Annotated in this window: 21 protein-coding genes and 1 pseudogene; 13 read left to right on the top strand and 9 right to left on the bottom strand. The window is 35.6% G+C overall.

Annotation, left to right across the window (positions count from 1 at the left end; translation table 11 throughout):
* Positions 1-42: 42 nt before the first annotated feature.
* Entirely contained in the window at positions 43-897 is an 855-nt protein-coding gene (locus HMPREF0013_RS13325; RefSeq protein ID WP_002114611.1) for a DMT family transporter, read from the bottom strand.
* 223 nt (positions 898-1,120) lie between these two features.
* On the opposite strand from HMPREF0013_RS13325, the gene HMPREF0013_RS13320 reads away from it, so the two are divergent.
* From HMPREF0013_RS13320 to HMPREF0013_RS13310, 4 genes are all read left to right on the top strand, one after another.
* Positions 1,121-1,990 (top strand): LysR family transcriptional regulator, encoded by an 870-nt coding sequence (locus HMPREF0013_RS13320; protein ID WP_002114614.1) that lies wholly within the window; start codon positions 1,121-1,123, stop codon positions 1,988-1,990.
* 189 nt (positions 1,991-2,179) lie between these two features.
* Positions 2,180-2,311, top strand: coding sequence for a hypothetical protein (locus HMPREF0013_RS0105380; RefSeq protein WP_002114618.1), 132 nt, complete (start codon positions 2,180-2,182; stop codon positions 2,309-2,311).
* Between the two features lie 274 nt (positions 2,312-2,585).
* Positions 2,586-2,873 (top strand): hypothetical protein, encoded by a 288-nt coding sequence (locus HMPREF0013_RS13315; RefSeq protein ID WP_002114606.1) that lies wholly within the window; start codon positions 2,586-2,588, stop codon positions 2,871-2,873.
* Positions 2,874-3,121: 248 nt separating this feature from the next.
* Entirely contained in the window at positions 3,122-3,484 is a 363-nt protein-coding gene (locus HMPREF0013_RS13310; RefSeq protein ID WP_002115176.1) for a NirD/YgiW/YdeI family stress tolerance protein, read from the top strand.
* A 91-nt stretch (positions 3,485-3,575) separates the two neighbouring features.
* On the opposite strand, the gene HMPREF0013_RS13305 is transcribed toward HMPREF0013_RS13310, so the two are convergent.
* A complete protein-coding gene (locus HMPREF0013_RS13305) occupies positions 3,576-4,082 on the bottom strand; it encodes a GNAT family N-acetyltransferase (protein WP_005803527.1) in 507 nt (168 codons plus the stop codon).
* A 54-nt stretch (positions 4,083-4,136) separates the two neighbouring features.
* Between HMPREF0013_RS13305 and HMPREF0013_RS24960 the strand changes: the two are divergent.
* Together HMPREF0013_RS24960 and HMPREF0013_RS13300 are read left to right on the top strand one after the other, a co-directional pair.
* Positions 4,137-4,253, top strand: a pseudogene (locus HMPREF0013_RS24960) (hypothetical protein).
* A 36-nt stretch (positions 4,254-4,289) separates the two neighbouring features.
* Entirely contained in the window at positions 4,290-4,718 is a 429-nt protein-coding gene (locus HMPREF0013_RS13300; RefSeq protein WP_002115181.1) for a hypothetical protein, read from the top strand.
* Positions 4,719-4,782: 64 nt separating this feature from the next.
* Here HMPREF0013_RS13300 and HMPREF0013_RS13295 read toward each other — a convergent pair whose 3' ends face one another.
* Both HMPREF0013_RS13295 and HMPREF0013_RS13290 read right to left on the bottom strand, forming a co-directional pair.
* A complete protein-coding gene (locus HMPREF0013_RS13295; protein WP_002115214.1) occupies positions 4,783-6,366 on the bottom strand; it encodes an ATP-binding cassette domain-containing protein in 1,584 nt (527 codons plus the stop codon).
* A gap of 260 nt (positions 6,367-6,626) precedes the next feature.
* A complete protein-coding gene (locus tag HMPREF0013_RS13290; protein WP_002115225.1) occupies positions 6,627-7,070 on the bottom strand; it encodes a universal stress protein in 444 nt (147 codons plus the stop codon).
* Between the two features lie 290 nt (positions 7,071-7,360).
* On the opposite strand from HMPREF0013_RS13290, the gene HMPREF0013_RS13285 reads away from it, so the two are divergent.
* The 3 genes from HMPREF0013_RS13285 (at position 7,361) to HMPREF0013_RS13275 (ending at position 8,648) form a co-directional block, all read left to right on the top strand.
* On the top strand, positions 7,361-7,588 hold the full coding sequence (locus HMPREF0013_RS13285; RefSeq protein ID WP_002115208.1) for a hypothetical protein: 228 nt from the start codon (positions 7,361-7,363) through the stop codon (positions 7,586-7,588).
* Positions 7,589-7,764: 176 nt separating this feature from the next.
* The gene (locus tag HMPREF0013_RS13280) at positions 7,765-7,938 is read left to right on the top strand and encodes a hypothetical protein (protein ID WP_002115204.1); all 174 of its coding nucleotides are present in this window, start codon (positions 7,765-7,767) and stop codon (positions 7,936-7,938) included.
* Positions 7,939-8,204: 266 nt separating this feature from the next.
* A complete protein-coding gene (locus tag HMPREF0013_RS13275; RefSeq protein ID WP_002115195.1) occupies positions 8,205-8,648 on the top strand; it encodes an RDD family protein in 444 nt (147 codons plus the stop codon).
* 60 nt (positions 8,649-8,708) lie between these two features.
* On the opposite strand, the gene HMPREF0013_RS13270 is transcribed toward HMPREF0013_RS13275, so the two are convergent.
* Positions 8,709-9,884, bottom strand: coding sequence for a benzoate/H(+) symporter BenE family transporter (locus HMPREF0013_RS13270; protein WP_002115196.1), 1,176 nt, complete (start codon positions 9,882-9,884; stop codon positions 8,709-8,711).
* 186 nt (positions 9,885-10,070) lie between these two features.
* Here HMPREF0013_RS13270 and HMPREF0013_RS13265 point away from each other — a divergent pair, with 186 nt between their 5' ends.
* Entirely contained in the window at positions 10,071-10,544 is a 474-nt protein-coding gene (locus HMPREF0013_RS13265; protein ID WP_002115169.1) for an Lrp/AsnC family transcriptional regulator, read from the top strand.
* A gap of 53 nt (positions 10,545-10,597) precedes the next feature.
* On the opposite strand, the gene leuE is transcribed toward HMPREF0013_RS13265, so the two are convergent.
* The 3 genes from leuE to HMPREF0013_RS13250 form a co-directional block, all read right to left on the bottom strand.
* Entirely contained in the window at positions 10,598-11,248 is a 651-nt protein-coding gene (gene leuE, locus HMPREF0013_RS13260) for a leucine efflux protein LeuE (protein ID WP_016803130.1), read from the bottom strand.
* Positions 11,249-11,321: 73 nt separating this feature from the next.
* Positions 11,322-12,311, bottom strand: a complete 990-nt coding sequence (gene tal / locus HMPREF0013_RS13255; RefSeq protein WP_002115174.1) for a transaldolase — start codon at positions 12,309-12,311, stop codon at positions 11,322-11,324.
* 130 nt (positions 12,312-12,441) lie between these two features.
* Entirely contained in the window at positions 12,442-13,335 is an 894-nt protein-coding gene (locus HMPREF0013_RS13250; protein ID WP_002115224.1) for a LysR family transcriptional regulator, read from the bottom strand.
* 90 nt (positions 13,336-13,425) lie between these two features.
* Between HMPREF0013_RS13250 and aceI the strand changes: the two genes are divergently transcribed.
* Positions 13,426-13,860 (top strand): chlorhexidine efflux PACE transporter AceI, encoded by a 435-nt coding sequence (gene aceI / locus HMPREF0013_RS13245; protein ID WP_002115172.1) that lies wholly within the window; start codon positions 13,426-13,428, stop codon positions 13,858-13,860.
* 64 nt (positions 13,861-13,924) lie between these two features.
* Here the strand turns inward: aceI and HMPREF0013_RS13240 are convergent, their stop codons facing one another.
* Entirely contained in the window at positions 13,925-15,493 is a 1,569-nt protein-coding gene (locus HMPREF0013_RS13240) for an acetyl-CoA C-acetyltransferase (RefSeq protein WP_002115199.1), read from the bottom strand.
* Positions 15,494-15,728: 235 nt separating this feature from the next.
* On the opposite strand from HMPREF0013_RS13240, the gene HMPREF0013_RS13235 reads away from it, so the two are divergent.
* Both HMPREF0013_RS13235 and HMPREF0013_RS13230 read left to right on the top strand, forming a co-directional pair.
* Complete coding sequence (locus HMPREF0013_RS13235; RefSeq protein ID WP_002115222.1) at positions 15,729-17,120, top strand: 3-oxoacyl-ACP reductase; 1,392 nt, start codon at positions 15,729-15,731, stop codon at positions 17,118-17,120.
* Between the two features lie 74 nt (positions 17,121-17,194).
* Complete coding sequence (locus HMPREF0013_RS13230) at positions 17,195-18,049, top strand: MaoC family dehydratase (protein WP_002115175.1); 855 nt, start codon at positions 17,195-17,197, stop codon at positions 18,047-18,049.
* Positions 18,050-18,052 lie beyond the last annotated feature (3 nt).

Here is an 18,052-nt window from a genome sequence, read left to right as displayed (position 1 = left end):
TAAAGCCCTCAGTCTAGGGTTTTATAATCTACTTTAAATGAGTTATTTCTTTTTAAATACAAGCGTTAAGCCTATTAAAATTGCAATCATTCCTATTAAGCCCGCAAGCGGCAACTTATTTTTTAAAATTAAAAAATCTAAAAGTGCAGTAACGACAGGCACTAAATAAAATAGGCTTGTTACATTTACAAGATTGCCCTGATTTAGAAGACGGTAAAGTAAAAGTTGAGCAACTACAGAAATTAAAATTCCAAGGAATAAGGCCGAAATAATGAGTTGTGAATTCCACGTTATTTCAAAATGTTCAAATGGAACTATAAATAAACAAACTAGAAGGCTAACTATATATTGGAGCGGTAAGACATCTGTTGGGGCTTGTTGAATGTTTTTTTGCATGATGGCACCAAAAGTGATACAGATCAGTGCTGCTAAGGCAAAGAATATTCCGATTGGAGCGATAAAAGACATAGTTAAGCTTTTCCACACTAAAAGTATGAGTCCGGCTAAAGCAATCAATAGACCTAATAATCTCTCTTTTTGTAAATTCTTTTCTAAAAGACAAAGCGTCAAGATTGGCTGTATTCCCATGATTGTGGCCATTAAACCAGGGGTGACTCCGTGAGCCATGGCTTTAAAATAACAAATTGAATAACCTGCAATAATCAGTAGTCCAGTTAATAAAACTTGCTTTCGAGATCCATACTTAGGTAAAAGTCTTTTTCTAAAAATAGCAATTAACAACAGAACAAACAAAGCTGTGGCAAAACGCAGAATTAATAATGCTATAGGTGAGGCACTGTCGAGCCCCCATCGAGTAAAAATCGCAGCACTCCCCCAAAGCAAAACGAAAGTGGATGTCGCACTTTGTGACGCAAGCATCTGTTTATTTAGGCGCATAAAACCTCCTCCTAGTGCGTAATACCTAAGAAATACGAAGTGATAAAATTGTTAGTAAGGACAGTGATTAACGAGTTATTCAGTTGTTAATCAATTTACTGTTAGCGACGTTAAAAAATGAATTGTTTTAACTTCTTATAAGTTCAGTATGAGAGAGGCAATAAATAAAGAAAAGCGCATAATTCTTTTATATACTATTTGAAAATCGAATAGATAAATTCTTATGACTTTAAAAAATTTACAGATTGATTGGCTAAAGTGTTTTGTCACCGTAGTAGATACAGGCTCTTTATCAAATGCAGCACCTGAGTTATATCGATCACAGTCAGCGGTTAGCATGCAATTAAAAAAACTTGAAGAAGCTCTACATTGCCAACTTTTAATACGAACGCACCGACAAATTGAATTAACGTCTCAAGGACAGCTACTTTTAGGTTATGCGCGCCGTATTCTTGACTTACATGCAGAAGCCCAAATGGCATTTCATGGAGATGAGCTGAAGGGGCGTATACGCCTTGGGGTGCCCGATGATTATGCTGCAAAATATTTAACGCCTGTACTTAAGCGTTTTGCTCCACGTTATGGAGGTGTTGAAATTGAATTAATTTGTGAGCAGTCTACTTCGTTAATACCACGGGTAGAAACTGGGGATATAGACTTGGCATTAATTTCGAGAGATAACGCTCGTCAAGGAACACTTTTATTTCATGAACCAATGGTGTGGGTAGGCTCTCCACAGTTTGAACTCTGGCGAGAAGATCCACTCCCAATTGCAGTTTATGAAAGTACAAGTCAAGCCAAAAAGAGTGCGATTAATTCTTTGGCCTTACAGGGACGCCGTTATCGGGTGGTATACAACAGTTCAAGTTTAGCTGGTCAAATTGCAGCGGTGGAAAGTGGTTTAGCAGTTGCCGTGTTCACACAGTGTAGTGCACCTGAGCATTTAACTATTTTAAGTGCTGATCATGGCCTAGGACCTTTAGAACCTATGGAGGTCGCTGTGTACCGAAGCCGGGCATCTTTGGAGTCTAAAGCTGTAGATCACTTATATGACTTACTCCTCAAAACGCTCAGGCATTCAGTTAATATTTAATTTAAGTTTATTTTAGGTGCTCGGCTTTGAAATTGTTGAGTTAAATTTAAATGAGCACTTAAAGTCAAAACTAAATAGCTTTACATTTTTGCGCTAAATCTACAAAAAAGCCTAGAAACCTATGCTGATCGTAAAACTAATAAAAAGTATTTATTAACTCATCAATCTAAACAATTCATGAGGTGAAACATGACAAAAATTATAGCGACCTTGGGTTTAGCCGCCTTTATTTCTTTAAGTGTGAGTGCTTGCCAAGGTGAAAATGACACAAAACAGCAAGATAAAACCACAACTCCTCATTCAATGGATAAAGATTCATAATCTACATGAATGCTCAAAGCCCATCGTAAGATGGGTTTTTTTATATCTTTTTATTTTTGTCTTAAAGTGTGATTTGTAACTCAAAATATTTATTTTTAATGGCGCTGTTCAAAATATATTGACTAATACACTTGGTTTTAAATATATTTAAATTAGAAACTCATTATTTTAAATAGAACTCTATATTTAAAGTAAATTGGTTCAAATATCCTCAGATCAGAAATTTAACCTTTAAGTTTGATTATAAAAATATTAACTAATCAAGGAGGTAGGTATGGACGCTAAATTTCATTCTGAAAATGAATATGGTTTTATTTTAAATATATTGAACAACTATGTTGTTATAAAGAAGACATTAAAAGATGATCATTATCCTTATGATTCATTTGGTTATCTTCTTGCTCTTTATCAACCACTAAAAGTCTATATTCCTCAGCTTCCACATCCAAAAATTTATATTGAGGTTGGTGGAATTTCTTATGACAGAATGATTGTTATGCAAACCGAGGACGAGACAGAAGCCATAAATATTTTATTGAGTTTAGGACAACTTGTTGCCTAACAATGAAATGATATTTAAATGCTGAGTTTAATTTACTTAAGAAAAAGCTTTCTTAAGTAAATTCACGAAAAAAATAAAGCCCATAAAATAGTTGTTGGAAAAGAGAACTTAAAGAAATTTTTTAATGTTACTATTTATTCTCATTAAACAAAGAACTTAATAAGATACAAAAAGCCACAAAAGCTAAATCTATAACTTTAAAAGAATTTGTTTATATAACTAAGAATATTAAAAAGTAGGTAATCGTCATGAAAAAAATACTTTTAACAGCATTGGCTGGATTTGCTTTATTAGGAAGTAGTGCTGTGATAGCTAAACCAGATGCTGCTTTATTAAACGAAGCAACAAAAAATGTAGTCACAGTGTCCAAAGTAAAAACTTTGGCTGATGAATCTGGAGTAACTTTAACTGGTATGATCGTAAAGCATATTGCTGGGGATCATTTTGAGTTAAAAGACGCTACGGGTTCAATCATAATTGATATCGATGATGACTTATGGAAACCTCTTGAACTAAAAGCAGGGGATAAAGTACGTGTCGTTGGTGAGGTAGATAAGCATAGAGTTAAGCCTACCGATATTGAAGTTTTCCAAATTGAGCGTGTTAAATAAAAGCTAATATTTTAAGTAAATATTGTTCAAAACCAATGAAAAAGAAAACTCCTATTTTTAGGAGTTTTCTTTTGAAGATAGTAAGTTTTTATTATTGTGTTGCATTAAAAGCCTCATGGTATTTGACATTAGCTTTTGGAATATTGCCCGAGAAAGTTAGAGCCTGAAAATATTCACTTGGTACATCAGGCAAAATTAGCTCAGGATAATTTTTAAAACCAAATCGGCTGTAATAATTTGGATCACCTAATAAAACACATCCTTGAGCGCCAAGTTGTTTTAATTTTTCTAGTGATTTATTGATGAGAAGAGAGCCAACACCGCATCCTTGTTTATTTGGATGAACTGAGATAGGACCTAAACCATACCAACCTATTTCGCCTGAGCTAATCTCAACCGGAGAAATAGCAATATGTCCAATAATAGACTCATCTTCAATTGCAACTAGAGAAATAGTAAGTTGTCCGTGAGCTCTTAGACTATTAACAATAAAATGCTCGGTATGACTTGTGTGCTCAGCATTTTGAAAAGCTGCTTTTGTCAATTCTTCAATGGCTTCAATATCTTCGGCTTGCTCATCACGAATAATAATATTCATTAAAAATTCTTCCAGACTCATAGATTATCCATATACTTTAACTTTTAAATAATTATTGAAAAGAAAGATAATTTAGATTTCTAAGATACTTTATTTGTTACTGGTTATATAAAGCAACTAATACTCATCAAACTCATACATAAAGTAAAATTTTATAAAAATCATTTTTAATATAATCACTTTAAAATAATTTTGAGGGTCAATAAGTTGAGAAAAATCATTAAAACATTATTACTATCTACGCTTATTTCAGCTACTTCGTTCACTATCTATGCCAAAAATAATGAGCAAAAAGTTAATTTTTTACAAAGTTCACCACATACCATTTTAACTGGAAAATTTCAGGGCTACGATGATGTAAGGTATAGAGTTTATGCAAAAAAAGGCCAAATATTAAAATTTGATATCAATAGTCTGGGGAATTTAGCCTACATAAATATTTTTGCACCTGGTAAAAAACCAGGTAAAGATAATGCACTATTGATTGGCTCAACTATAGGTTTTAAAGGAGAGCTTACTTTACCAGTTGACGGTGACTATATTATTCAAGTTTATCAAATGCGTAATAGTGCTCGTAAGAATAAAACTGTGAAATATACTTTAGACCTCGAGTTATTAAGCAAAGTGAAACAATAATAATTGATAAAATTTACTAGCTCTCGAGAGCTAGTAAATTTGAAACTTGGTATATTACTAACTATTATATTAAAGAAAATGACTCATGAATGCCTGAGCTTTCAACAAACAGTTGATCATGTGAAACGAGCAATACCGCACCTTCATAACTCTGAATAGCATTAGCAAGTAGCTCTCTAGATTCAATATCCAAATGATTTTCTGGTTCATCTAATAACAGAAGTTCAGGTGCAGGTTCTATCTGGCTAAGGGCCAATAAAGCTACTTTTAGTTTTTCACCACCACTTAGCTGAGACAATAGTTGGATACCTTTATCTCCACGAATTCGAAGTTGACCTAGCAAATTTCTCCATTCGAGTTCTGAAAGTTCATTATTCAGGTGAGATAAATTTTCAATAACAGTCATTTCATCGCATAAAAAGCTAAAGTTCTGGTCGAGATAGAAACACTCTACAGATAGGTGAATGCTGTCACAGGGTTGATTGTTCTGTGCATGAATTGCCTTAAGTAAAGTTGATTTTCCAATACCATTTTGTCCTGTTATATGAATTTTTTGAGCCGCTTGTATTGCTAGATCGATGGGTTTTTGAGTTCCATGTTTCAGTTTCAATTTTTTAATCCGCAGAATTTCACCAGATTTCTTATGAAAAGACGGGAAGACAAACTGTTGAGGTTTAACGGTTTCGAGAAGCAATTTCTTATCTTTTAAATCATTTTGACTGTTTGAAATTTGTCGCTGATGTTGAGACTGTATAGCAGCAATGCTTTGGCCTGCTTGTTCCTTTTTAAAGTCGAGCAAAATCTTGGCTTGAGAATTTGATTCTCTTAATTTATTGCCAGCACGCTCTCGTTTTTGAGCTTTCATTAATACATCATGTTGCTTTTGCTTCATGTGCTTAACTTCACGTTGGCTCTGTTGAATAGATTGCTCTAGAGCTGCAATATTGGTTTGATACTGTCCATAAAATTTTTCATAATTTCCGGTGGTGTGATGTAGACCATGTTCATTTAAATGATAAATATGGTCGACTTCATTTAATAAAGTCCGATCATGGCTAATGATAAGACTACCTGCTGGGTGTTTTTTTAAATGATCGATTAACCATTGTCTAGATTCCTGATCTAGATGATTGCTAGGCTCATCAAGTAATAGATAGTGGCCTGATTTTAAAAATAAACAGCTTAGAGCCAATTTGGTTTTTTGACCTTCACTTAAATTTTTAACTGGGAAATCTAAATCTGTTGGTAAACCAGCTGATTCTAAGAGGTTGTTCCATAAAGTGGGCAGGTCCCATTTACCTTCCAATAAATCATAATCATCGAAGTCGGCATTACCTTGTTCAACTCTTTTAAAAGCGTCGTAAATATCTAAGATATCTAAGGCTTCAGCAATCGTCAGTGCTGTCAAACGATGCAATTGAGGTAAATACGCATATTTTACATGCCAAGATATTTGCCCTGATGTAATAACTGAATCTAATGCAAGCATCTTATTTAACATTTGCATAAGCAAAGATTTGCCTTGGCCATTACGACCAATTAGGGCAGATACCTGATTCGATTCAAGACTAAAATTTAGATGCTTAAACATTACCTTTGAAGGAAACTCTAAGGTAAGTTGCGATATTACACATGCCTGCTGAGTCATAAAAAACCTCATAAATACAGGATGTACAAAATAGGAGAATGATAATTTTTAATAGAGACGGTAAATCACAAAAATAGTCTATTTTGCACATCAAAAAAAGAAAAAATTGATGAGAAAAAAGACTTACTTCATTGGCGTGACTCACGAAATTGATGGAATAGTGAACTATTCTATAGAGTTTTTTACTGGGTGTAAAATTTCTATAAGTTATTTTATTAAAAAGCCCAATCATAGGATTGGGCTTTTATCTTTCAAGAATTTTACTCTTTTACGACTAAAACTTGAATCTTGGTGCTATTTAAAACATCTTGAGCAAAGCTACCCAAAATTAGTTTTTGGAAACCTTTACGACCGTGCGAACCAATCACAATTAAATCAGAACCTAAGTCTTCTACGGCTTTCAAAATACCATCTGAAGAAATTTCACCTTGGATGATTTGAGTCTCTGCATCAATGCCTTCTTCAGCACATAAAGCTTTAACTTTTGCGAGAGTTTTTTCTGCGTTGGCGCGTGCTTCAACAAAATAATCTTTTACAACAGGTGAGATGTAATAAAAATCTACGCCACTAAAAGGATCTACCGCAACCAAACTAATGGCGGTCAATTTACTACCAAATGCTTTTGCAATGTGAGCTGCTTGTCGAGCTGCTGCTAAAGAAATCTCAGAACCATCTACTGGTACAATAATATGTTGGTAATTCATGATGTTATTCCTCTTATTTACAGTTGTTATATGTATGAAGCTTTTATTAATTAAAGATTAACATATTTCATTCTATGGAGACATCTATTCAATTAAAAGTAATTAAAATTAAACAAAATAAATATAAATCAAATAGTTGAATTGATTTCTTTGCTGGTTTTGAACTGATAAGTATGCTGTAGACCAATAATTGTTAATATTTACATGAAAATTACAAAAAATTACGGTTCATATTTCTGTCACAAAGAAGCCGTATAACAAAATAGTAAATTAAAGGGGGGCTAAGAAAGATGGCAGATTTAACAGCAAAGAAAGTCAATAAACTCATTGAAGAGTTTAGTCAAACAGGTAAAGAACCTCAAAAGTTAATCATTGGCTACAAAACTTATGCAAGACTGATGACTGAAGATAAATTTGCAGAAAAAGTTGTTCCTTCACTAGAAGACTCAAAAGAACGCTTATATAAAAACTTAAAAATTAAACTTGTGACTGAAAAACATTATTTTGAAATTAAATAAAACTTATGTGAACTTCATCACTTTCTATTAAACTAAATTAACATTAAATAAGTTTAATAACATTATTAATGTATGATGATACAAATTAATAGTGTAATCAACATTTGAAAACAGCAATCGTTTATAAACTCGATAGAATAAATTGCTTTTTATTTTAAGTAGTGGAATAAATTGAAATGCCAACAATCAGTGTAATTATTTTTTATATTTTAGCTATATTAGGCGGTATAACAATTATTTATGGATTAATCAGTTTAAGTGTTTTTTTAATTACAATCGGATTGGCTCTATTATTTGCAGCACTTTTATTAAAAAAAGAATTTAAAATAGATATTTTATTTTGGCAATAAATATAATATTTATTTGTAATTTAATTTGTTTATAAACGTATTTCGATATAACTGACATAAAAAATGTCAGTTTTTAAAAGATTAAATTAAGTTTTTGTAGAGATATGTGGTTAATGATATTTTTTGATCAAAATAATTACAATAAAATATAAAAGTAAGAAATTTAAAATTTATTTAAGTATTTAAAAATAAAAAGGTTTCAATTAGGATAAAAGTAAAGTAGTAAGACCATTTTAGCTATTAAACAATAACAAAGTGAGGTGAGCATGACTTATAAGTATGAGTATGCAGGGTTCTGGTTAAGATTTGGCGCAATGATTATTGATAGTCTTATTCTTTGTTTGGCAATTATTCCAGCCGCATGGATTTTTTATCGGGGAGATTACGACTTAGTATTTGCTACAGGCTTAAGTAGTCAGCCACAAAATTATTGGTTCGACTTAATTGTGAACTACGCATTTCCTTTTTTATATTCAATCTTATGTTGGTTGTATTTTGCAGGTACACCCGGCAAACGTTTGATGCGCTTAAAAGTTTTAGATGAAAAAACAGGTAATAAGCTCACAGTCATGCAAAGTATTATTCGATATATTGGCTATATTCCATCAATTTTAGTATTTGGTATTGGTCTTTTTTGGGTGGCATTTGACGCTAAAAAACAAGGCTGGCACGACAAAATGGCAAAATCAGTCGTAGTAAGAGAGTTATAAGAAACCATACTAAAAAGCGTTCATAGCATTAAAAATAGGGAGTTATGAACGCTTTTTTTATTAGCTTTTTTGGGCTTTAAATTTGAGCACAGCAAATACAATAATTCCGACCACCAATCCCCAAAATGCTGAGCCGATCCCGAAGAATTGAATACCCGAAGCGCTACATAAAAAGGTAAATAATGCAGCTTCACGTTCTTCAATTTGAGCAAAAGCAATCGCAATGTTGTGGCTGATCGTACTAAGTAATGCAATTCCAGCCAAAGCTACAATAAAAATATGAGGAAAAGACATCAATAAACTTGTGAGTGTTGCAGCAAACAAACCCATTAAGATGTAGAAAAAACCACAGCTTATACCTGCAATATAGCGTTTGCTTGGGTCAGGATGAACTTGATCATCTAAGCTTACGGCAGCACTAATCGCAGCAATATTGACGCTATAACAGCCAAACGGTGCAAGCACAACTTGGGTTAAACCTGTCCAGCCAATGAGTTGATTCACGTGTGGTTTGTAGCCATAACTTTTGATCATGGCAATACCCGGTAAATATTGAGAAGCCATACTAATCACAAACAGTGGCAGTGCTAAGCCCAAAAGTGCTGACCAGCTAAAGTCAGGTCTAATCCAAACAGGTTTTGCTAAAGACCACTGAATTGTAGGCATATGAAATTCTAAAAAGACAGGACACAGGGCAATACCTGCAATTACGGTAAATACAATGCTATAACGCGGCCATAATCTTTTTGTAATGACATAAATGCTAAGTAAGGACAAAACAAATGCCCAATCATTTTGTAAATTTGCGAAAAGTGAAATACCAAATTTGAGTAGGACGCCTGCCAGCATGGCACTTGTTAAACTTTGAGGAATGTATGACAGCGCTTTTTGAAAAATACCTGAGAAGCCTAAAATAGCTGTTAGTAAACCACCAACTAAAAAAGCACCAATCGCTTCATTTAAACTATATCCACTACCTGTTGCCATAATTAAAGCAAGACCTGCGGTTGACCACGCCGTCGCTACAGGATATTTAAATTTCCAAGAAAGAATGAGTCCTGATAAGCCAATACCCAAACCCAAAGCCCAAAACCATGAAGTGATTTGTTCAGGTGAAGCACCTAAAGTTTGAGCCGCCTGAATCACTAAAACGGCCGAAACACTAATACCAATGAGAAAGGTAATAAAACCAGCAAATACTGCTGGAATTGAAAAATCTTGAAGAATTTTTTGCATGATACGTATTCTAAATCCAAGAAAAATTAATAGGCTTCTGCCATTGCTTCCAGTTGGGGTGAATTTAACAATTTTTTTTAAAAAGGTGCTTTCTATTTTTAGGTTAAAAAATAAATAATATTTTTAAATTCTTAAATAATGCTATTATTTGTTTCATAAATAACAATGAATCAAGAATATTGTTTTATGGATGAGAAAGCTGAAAATTTGACCCCATTAGAACTGAAAATTATGCGTGCCTTACAGGAAAATGGGCGTTTAAGTAATGCTGAATTGGCAAAACTAGTAGGTATTAGTACATCATCTTGTTGGAATCATACTCAGCGTCTTTTTAAGATTGGAGCAATCTTGGATGTCCGTGCTCGGATCAATCCCAATACGGTTCAACGTGGTACTGTGGTGTTAGTTGGTGTGGTTTTGGACCGTTCAACTCCTGACAGCTTTCAAGCATTTGAACAAGCGTCGGGTGATTTGGAAAATGTTTTAGAGTGTTATCTGGTGGCGGGAGAAGTCGATTATTTTCTAAAAATTCGTGTTAAAGATTTAGCAGCGTTTAACCGATTTCATAGTGAAAAGATTATTGCCTTACCTGGAGTAAGACAAGTCAGAACTTTTTTTGTACTTAATGAAGTTAAAACAGATGGCATGCTGGACTTTTAGCAGTTCATGATTTTTTAACTTTCTAATGTAAAAGCTTATTAGAGTAAAAATAATTAAATCGTTGAGGTTGCTAGTTTTAAACCAAATCCGAAAAATAGAATTCCTACTAAAAAGATTCCGCTTGCTGCAATTTTATGGTTTTCTTTAAAAAATGCCGAGAGTTTAATTCCAGAGAAGATTAGTGCAGTTAAATAACTAAAGCTAATGATCTGTAAAATAATCGCTAAAATTAAAAAGCTCAGAGCAGGATAAGCATAATCTGGCTCAACAAATTGAACAAAGAAAGAGAGGAAAAATAAAATCGCTTTAGGGTTGAGTAAACTAATACTGAGGGCTGTTTTATAAGGATGAACTTTATCTAAAGCTGGTAAATCAGCCATTTCTGGTTGAGTTTGATTACGTTGTTTCCAGCGTTGAATACTGCCTTGTAACAGTTTAAAGCCTAAATAAGATAAATAAAGTGCACCTGTTAATTTAAGAATGACAAATACCCATGGGAATGCCTTGAGTAGAGACGCAGCTCCGAGTACTGTACATAGCATTAAAATAAGGTCACCGGTGAAAATACCGAATGCACCCATATATCCGGTTTTAATCCCGTAGCGCGAAGCGATTGACATCACATAAAGAGAATTGGGTCCTGGCAATAACACAATTAGGAATGTACCAATAATATATGTTGTTAAATCTGTTATGCCGAACACGAGAAACCCAATAAAAAACCGATTTTTGTCATGATAACAAAAATCGGCAATTTTGTATGAAAAGTGCAGTTTTTTAAGATTTTATTTCCGCATCAATTCCAAAAGACTGACGTAACAAAAGGCTTAATTGGTCACGTGCTTTAATAAAGCCATCGACACCACTTTGTAAAAGCTGGAATGCCATTAAGTCATGGTTAAGTTCATCTTTAAAACTTTGCTCATCTTGAGCTGGTCTAACAATCGCTTCTGCTTGTTTTGCTTGAGATGCATCAAGGGCCGCATCAACTGTACGGGTATCTTGCTCAAGCTGGTTAAGTAAGCTTGGCGAGATGGTTAGCAAATCACATCCAGCTAGACCAAGCACTTGATCTATACTACGGAAGCTCGCACCCATCACTTGAGTTGGAATATTTTGCTGCTTGTAGTAAGTGTAGATTTTCTTAACTGAAACGACACCTGGATCTTTTTCGATTGGGTAAGCGTCTACACCTTCAGCTTTTTTGTACCAATCTAAGATACGACCTACAAATGGTGAGATTAAAGTCACTTTTGCATCTGCACACGCTTGGGCTTGATGTAAACCGAAAAGGAGAGTGAGGTTACAAGCAATTCCTTCAGCTTCGAGCACTTTGGCAGCTTGAATACCTTCCCAAGTCGATGCAATTTTAATCAGAATGCGAGACTGATCAATACCATAACCTTTGTAAAGTTCACATAATTCATGCGCTTTTTTAATGGTTGCCTCGGTGTCATATGAAAGAGCAGCATCAACTTCCGTTGAAACACGGCCTTCAATCAGTTTTAAAATTTCTACACCAAATTTTACGGTTAAAATATCAATGGTTCTTTCGATTAACTCATCGTTGCTATAGCCTTCTTCTTTGGCTTGATAATAAGCATCTTCAATCAGCTCTTTGCTTTCTGGTTGTTCTGCTGCTGCCGTAATCAATGAAGGATTAGTCGTTGCGTCTAATGGACGGAATTTACGAATTGCATCAAGGTCACTACTGTCGGCAACAACGGTCGTTAATGTTTTTAATTGGTCAAGTGCTGTATGAGTCATTGATATTCAACATCTTCAATAATAAATCTTATCTTTTCTTTATAGCACAAAGTCTATTCATGCTGTCGATATATCAATTGTTATATTTCAAAGAAAAACGTTTAGGTTCTGCATCTAATTTGAAATATTTTTAAGGCAGTGGTTGCATTCGTTGCTTACGGATATGTTCAATCAAAAATCTAGCAGCGGCGCCAAGCTCACTTTCTCGACTCCATACCAAATCAACATAATATTCAAATCGGGGAGTGAAATCTAATAAATCCAATATCTTAAGTTTATTTTTTAATTCAGGATTTTCTTTAAACATTTCTTGAGGAAGTACACCCCAACCCAAATTTCGCAAGATCATTAAACAAGCGGAGTGGTGGTTATCGGTGCGCCAATAATGTTTCGAAAAAAGTAACTCGGGTTTTAAAGTCTCATCTCGGCTTGCAACTACTATTTGTCGTGTAGTGAGGATTTGTTCATAAGTAACCTGATTTTGACCTGCGAGGGGGTGGTTATTTGAAATAACTGGAATTAAGGCCTCACGTTTAAGCTCTACAAATTGTTCTCTGTTATCTAGGTGCTCGCGTTCAAACATCAGTGCAAGTTGGGCAGACCCGTCTAATAACATTTGGAGTGCATCTTCTTGAGGGGCAGAGACAATATTAATTTGTAAGTCTGGAAAACGACTCTCTAAAAGACAAATATAGTCTGTCCAATTGGTGTGTAAAAGTTCAGACACAATCACAATAGTTAAATTAGCTTCCAAACCTGTACTTAACGCGTGAGCATGCTGTTTCCATTGATTCATCTCAATCAAAAGCTGAGAGGTCTTTTCATATAAAACCCTTGCTTCGTCAGTAGGGGCGGGTTCGCGGCCTTTACGGTCAAATAAAGTTAAGTCCAGATCAATTTCTAAATTGGCAATAGACATGCTTACAGCCGAAGGAACTTTGCCAAGTTTACGCGCTGCTGCAGAAAAAGAGCCGGTTTCAATCACGGCTTGAAACATGAGTAGTTGATCTTGATTAATATTCATCTGTCAAAAAAACTGAAAGAACCTGATTGGATTAATCAATATTATAAAAATAAAATGCACATTATCCAAGTTATTATTGAGTATTTAAAAATGTTGATTTCCAAGAGAAGACTCATTCATGCAATCAGTTATGAAGGAATTTTATTGGTCATCATTGCGATTGCATTAAGTTTTATTTTTGATATGCCAATGGATGTAACCGGTACACTCGGTGTGTTTATGGCAGTGGTTTCAGTTTTCTGGAACATGATTTTTAACCACTATTTTGAAAAAATAGAGCATAAATATAATTGGGAAAGAACGATCCCTGTGCGGATTTTACATGCGATTGGTTTTGAAGGTGGTTTGCTGATTGCAACTGTACCAATGATTGCATATATGCTTCAGATGAGTGTCATTGATGCACTTATTTTAGATATTGGTTTAACCTTATGTATTTTGGTTTATACCTTTATTTTCCAGTGGTGCTATGACCATATTGAAGATAAATTTTTCCCAGATGCCAAAGCTGCATCACTTCATTAAGCTAATATATTGAAATGAAATAAGCACCCAAATGGGTGCTTATTTTGTTAGGTCGTTATAGAAATTATTTTTCTACAATCGCAACCACACCTTCACCACCTGCTGTACAGATAGAGATTAATGCGCGGCCTGAACCTTTTTGATTAATCAATTTAGCAGCAGATGCTAAGATACGACCACCAGTTGCAGCAAATGGATGGCCTGCACCTAAAGATGAACCATTTACGTTCAGTTTAGAACGGTCAATTGAACCCAAAGGTGCATCTAAACCAAGACGCTCTTTACAGAATTTTTCATCTTCCCAAGCTTTCAAAGTAGATAACACTTGAGATGCGAATGCTTCATGGATTTCATAGAAATCGAAGTCTTGAAGTTTAAGGTTTGCACGCTTAAGCATGCGAGGCACCGCATAAGCAGGGGCCATTAATAAACCTTCTTTAGGACCGTTCTTACCAATAAAGTCAACAGCTGCTGTCTCAGAGAAAGAAAGGTAAGCTAAAACTTCATGACCGTTTTCTTTTGCCCATTCTTCAGAAGCAAGCAATACCACAGAAGCGCCATCAGTCAACGGAGTTGAGTTACCTGCTGTCATTGTTGCAGTTTCGCCTTTACCGAAAACTGGCTTCAATTTAGCAAGTTTTTCAACTGTGCTGTCTGCGCGTAAGTTGTTGTCACGGTTAAGACCTAAGAATGGAGTCATTAAGTCATCAAAGAAACCACGTTCATAAGCAGCAGCAAGTTTTTGATGGCTGCTAGCAGCTAACTCATCTTGTGCTTCGCGAGTGATACCCCATTCTAAAGCAGTGATGGCTTGGTGCTCACCCATTGAAAGGCCAGTACGTGGTTCACCATTGCTTGGTGCATCAAGAAGCTTTTTAAAATCAATTTTTGTTAAAGCTTTAAGACGGTCTTTACCTGTTTTAGCTACATTGAGTTCAAGTAAAACTTTACGTAAGCCATCACCTACAGCAATCGGCGCGTCAGAAGTGGTGTCTACACCACCTGCAATACCCACATCGATTTGACCAAGCGCAATTTTGTTTGCAACTACAAACGCTGCTTGTAAACCTGTACCACAAGCAATTTGAATGTCATAAGCAGGAGTTTCAGGAGCAAGATCTGTGCTCAATACAACTTCGCGAGTCATATTAAAGTCACGGCTGTGTTTTAAAACAGCACCAGCAACGACTTCACCAATACGCTTACCCTGTAAGTTAAAGCGTTCAACCAAACCATTCAATGCTGCTGTCAGCATGTCAGAATTTGACGCTTTGAAATAAGCAGTATTTGAACGTGCAAATGGAATACGGTTGCCACCAATAATTGCAACGCGGCGAACAGTGTTTTGGCTCATGGTTTTATCCTGTTGAACAGAAGTTTTGGTTTTTGTTGCTTTTGGTGCTGCAGCTACATTTGAAGATGTAGACGAGGTTTCTGAAGCAGCGCTCTTGGTACGAGGGCTACGTGCAGGTGCAGTCGTTGAACGAGTACGTGTCGTTTTTGATGTATTAGTTGCTGCTTTAGGAGTAGTGCTGTTACGCTTAGCCGTGTTAGAAGCCGACTTTGATGTATTTGACACTTTTTCCTGAGCAGAATTCTCGACTGCTGGATTTTCTTGAGTTGTTTTGCTCATAAGGCTTTTCCAAGCATAATAACGATATTCTTGTAAGCTACCTTAACACAATTCAAATAGACCTGTATTGACTAGAATGACATTGTAGATAGCATTCAGGTCAAGACATCCAAAGATGAAGTCAAGTATGATTTGGAGTAACTCTAATGAACGACTGCTTTCATATTGTTTCTATCCATCTCATAACATAATGAAGCCCGTCTTAGAAAATTCATTTCTTTGAGAGATAATAATCATGACTGATCAATACCAAGCATTTACACAATCTCCTATTGGTAAATTCGTTGTTAAAAATCTGGGTTTACCATCGCCAGTTGTATTAGAGCGTTTTGAAAGTGCTCAGCCAGTAGTGAATGGTGCAGTATTGGTTGGCGCAGCGCCGTCAAGTGTATTATCTGGTGCGATTGCACAAGTACTTAGCAATGTTCATGCTGACAGCTATGTAGGCAATAATGTTGCATTACAACAAGAAGCTGCAAAAGTTGGTTTAAATTTACGTCCATTCAATGCAGGCGATAAAGAATCAAAATTCAAAGCAGTTGTATTTGATGCATCTGGTATTCAAAACTCAGAACAGTTGAACGAACTTTATAAATTCTTTAACCCGATTGCACGTCAAGTTGCGACTTCTGGTCGAGTGATTGTGATTGGTACAACTCCTGAAACTGCAAAAACTGTAAAACAAGCAATCGCTCAGCGCGCACTTGAAGGCTTTATCAAATCTGTAGGTAAAGAATTTAAAAAGGGTATTACTGCTCAAGTTGTCTATGTTGATGATGGTGCTGCTGCAAATCTTGAATCAACATTACGTTTCTTGCTTTCTCCGCGTTCGGCTTATGTATCTGGTCAAGTGATTCGTGTATCTAAAGCAGATGTGGTTGATGTTGATTGGGCAAAACCACTTGCTGGAAAAACTGCGTTAGTAACTGGTGCAAGCCGTGGTATTGGTGAGGCGATTGCACATGTGCTGGCGCGTGACGGTGCGCATGTTATTTGTCTAGATGTACCACAACAACAGGCTGACCTTGACCGTGTAGCTGCTGACATTGGCGGTTCTACATTGGCAATTGACATTACGGCTACTGATGCGGGCGAAAAAATTAAAACTGCTGCTGCAAAACAAGGCGGTTTAGATATTATTGTTCATAACGCAGGTATTACACGTGACAAAACTTTGGCAAACATGAAGCCAGAGCTTTGGGATTTGGTAATTAATATTAACTTGTCTGCTGCTGAACGCGTAAATGACTACTTGTTAGAAAACGATGGTCTAAATGCAAATGGCCGTATTGTTTGTGTATCATCAATTAGCGGTATTGCTGGTAACCTTGGTCAAACTAACTATGCTGCGTCGAAAGCAGGTGTAATTGGTCTAGTGAAATTTACTGCGCCTATCTTAAAAAATGGTATTACCATTAACGCAGTAGCACCTGGCTTTATCGAAACTCAAATGACCGCGGCAATTCCATTTGCAATTCGTGAAGCTGGTCGCCGTATGAACTCAATGCAACAAGGCGGTTTACCTGTTGATGTAGCAGAAACAATTGCATGGTTTGCATCAACTGCTTCTACAGGCGTAAACGGCAACGTTGTACGAGTGTGTGGTCAAAGCTTGTTGGGCGCTTAAGCACTTTTAGCAAAATAGGGGTGCTTGTGCATCCCTTTTTTATTCAAGAATCTATAAATTATAAAAGGTTAGGTATGAATACTCGTCATTTTAGCCAGCTACCCAAAGCGGCATTGGCTTATCCAAAAGTAGTGCAAGGTTTAATTTTTAAAAAGCCGAAAGGTCCAAAAATATTACCGCAAGTTGAATATGTGGTAGATACTTTAGAAATTGATCAGAACCACCTCAAAGCTTATAACGAAGTATGTGGTTTTCAAAATAATGGCTTTGTACCAGCAATTTATTTGGCGGTGCTTTCTCAAAGTTTGCAAATGCACATGATGACGGCAGAAGCCTTTCCATTTCCAATTTTAGGTTTAGTCCATATTCGTAACCAGATTAAACAAACCAGACCAATTGGTGTAACTGAAAAACTCACTCTGTCATGCAAATTTGGGGAACTAAAACCGCATGATAAAGGTGTTCAGTTTGACTTTATTACCACAGCAAAAGTTGGTAATGAAGTAGTGATGGAAGGCTTAACGACTTATTTATCTCGTCAAAAAGTCGAGAAAAGAGTAGGTGATAAAGCCAAAGAAGAACAAGCACCAGTTTATGTTCCTAAGGCAGAGTGGGATATTTTAGAAAACACAGGTCGCCGTTATGCGAAAGTGTCTGGAGATTTTAACTTAATTCATATTCATGCCATTACTGCAAAAGCATTTGGCTTTAAGCAAGCCATTGCGCATGGTATGTGGAGCAAAGCTAAAGCATTAGCAAATCTTGAATTACCAAATGCTTATGAAGCAGATGTATGGTTTAAGCTGCCAATGTTCTTACCGTCAAAAGTTGAGTTTTTAACTGCCAATACAGATAAAAAGAATGATTTCTTAATTCGTAATGCGAAATCCCAAAAACCGCATGTTGCAGGAACAGTAAAAGCATTATAAAAA

This window comes from Acinetobacter sp. SH024, assembly GCF_000163635.1.
GTDB lineage: Bacteria > Pseudomonadota > Gammaproteobacteria > Pseudomonadales > Moraxellaceae > Acinetobacter > Acinetobacter pittii.
This window is presented reverse-complemented; position numbering and strand designations above follow the sequence as displayed.

Bases quoted from the DNA above. Each gene is read 5' to 3' on its own strand.
- tal (WP_002115174.1), bottom strand. From the start codon at position 12,311: ATGACTCATACAGCACTTGACCAATTAAAAACATTAACGACCGTTGTT.
- HMPREF0013_RS13240 (WP_002115199.1), bottom strand. From the start codon at position 15,493: ATGAGCAAAACAACTCAAGAAAATCCAGCAGTCGAGAATTCTGCTCAG.
- HMPREF0013_RS13285 (WP_002115208.1), top strand. From the start codon at position 7,361: ATGGCAGATTTAACAGCAAAGAAAGTCAATAAACTCATTGAAGAGTTT.
- HMPREF0013_RS13315 (WP_002114606.1), top strand. From the start codon at position 2,586: ATGGACGCTAAATTTCATTCTGAAAATGAATATGGTTTTATTTTAAAT.
- HMPREF0013_RS13235 (WP_002115222.1), top strand. From the start codon at position 15,729: ATGACTGATCAATACCAAGCATTTACACAATCTCCTATTGGTAAATTC.
- HMPREF0013_RS13275 (WP_002115195.1), top strand. From the start codon at position 8,205: ATGACTTATAAGTATGAGTATGCAGGGTTCTGGTTAAGATTTGGCGCA.
- HMPREF0013_RS13290 (WP_002115225.1), bottom strand. From the start codon at position 7,070: ATGAATTACCAACATATTATTGTACCAGTAGATGGTTCTGAGATTTCT.
- HMPREF0013_RS13310 (WP_002115176.1), top strand. From the start codon at position 3,122: ATGAAAAAAATACTTTTAACAGCATTGGCTGGATTTGCTTTATTAGGA.
- HMPREF0013_RS13320 (WP_002114614.1), top strand. From the start codon at position 1,121: ATGACTTTAAAAAATTTACAGATTGATTGGCTAAAGTGTTTTGTCACC.
- HMPREF0013_RS13270 (WP_002115196.1), bottom strand. From the start codon at position 9,884: ATGCAAAAAATTCTTCAAGATTTTTCAATTCCAGCAGTATTTGCTGGT.
- HMPREF0013_RS13295 (WP_002115214.1), bottom strand. From the start codon at position 6,366: ATGACTCAGCAGGCATGTGTAATATCGCAACTTACCTTAGAGTTTCCT.
- HMPREF0013_RS13305 (WP_005803527.1), bottom strand. From the start codon at position 4,082: ATGAATATTATTATTCGTGATGAGCAAGCCGAAGATATTGAAGCCATT.
- HMPREF0013_RS0105380 (WP_002114618.1), top strand. From the start codon at position 2,180: ATGACAAAAATTATAGCGACCTTGGGTTTAGCCGCCTTTATTTCTTTA.
- HMPREF0013_RS13265 (WP_002115169.1), top strand. From the start codon at position 10,071: ATGGATGAGAAAGCTGAAAATTTGACCCCATTAGAACTGAAAATTATG.
- HMPREF0013_RS13230 (WP_002115175.1), top strand. From the start codon at position 17,195: ATGAATACTCGTCATTTTAGCCAGCTACCCAAAGCGGCATTGGCTTAT.
- aceI (WP_002115172.1), top strand. From the start codon at position 13,426: ATGTTGATTTCCAAGAGAAGACTCATTCATGCAATCAGTTATGAAGGA.
- HMPREF0013_RS13250 (WP_002115224.1), bottom strand. From the start codon at position 13,335: ATGAATATTAATCAAGATCAACTACTCATGTTTCAAGCCGTGATTGAA.
- HMPREF0013_RS13280 (WP_002115204.1), top strand. From the start codon at position 7,765: ATGCCAACAATCAGTGTAATTATTTTTTATATTTTAGCTATATTAGGC.
- HMPREF0013_RS13325 (WP_002114611.1), bottom strand. From the start codon at position 897: ATGCGCCTAAATAAACAGATGCTTGCGTCACAAAGTGCGACATCCACT.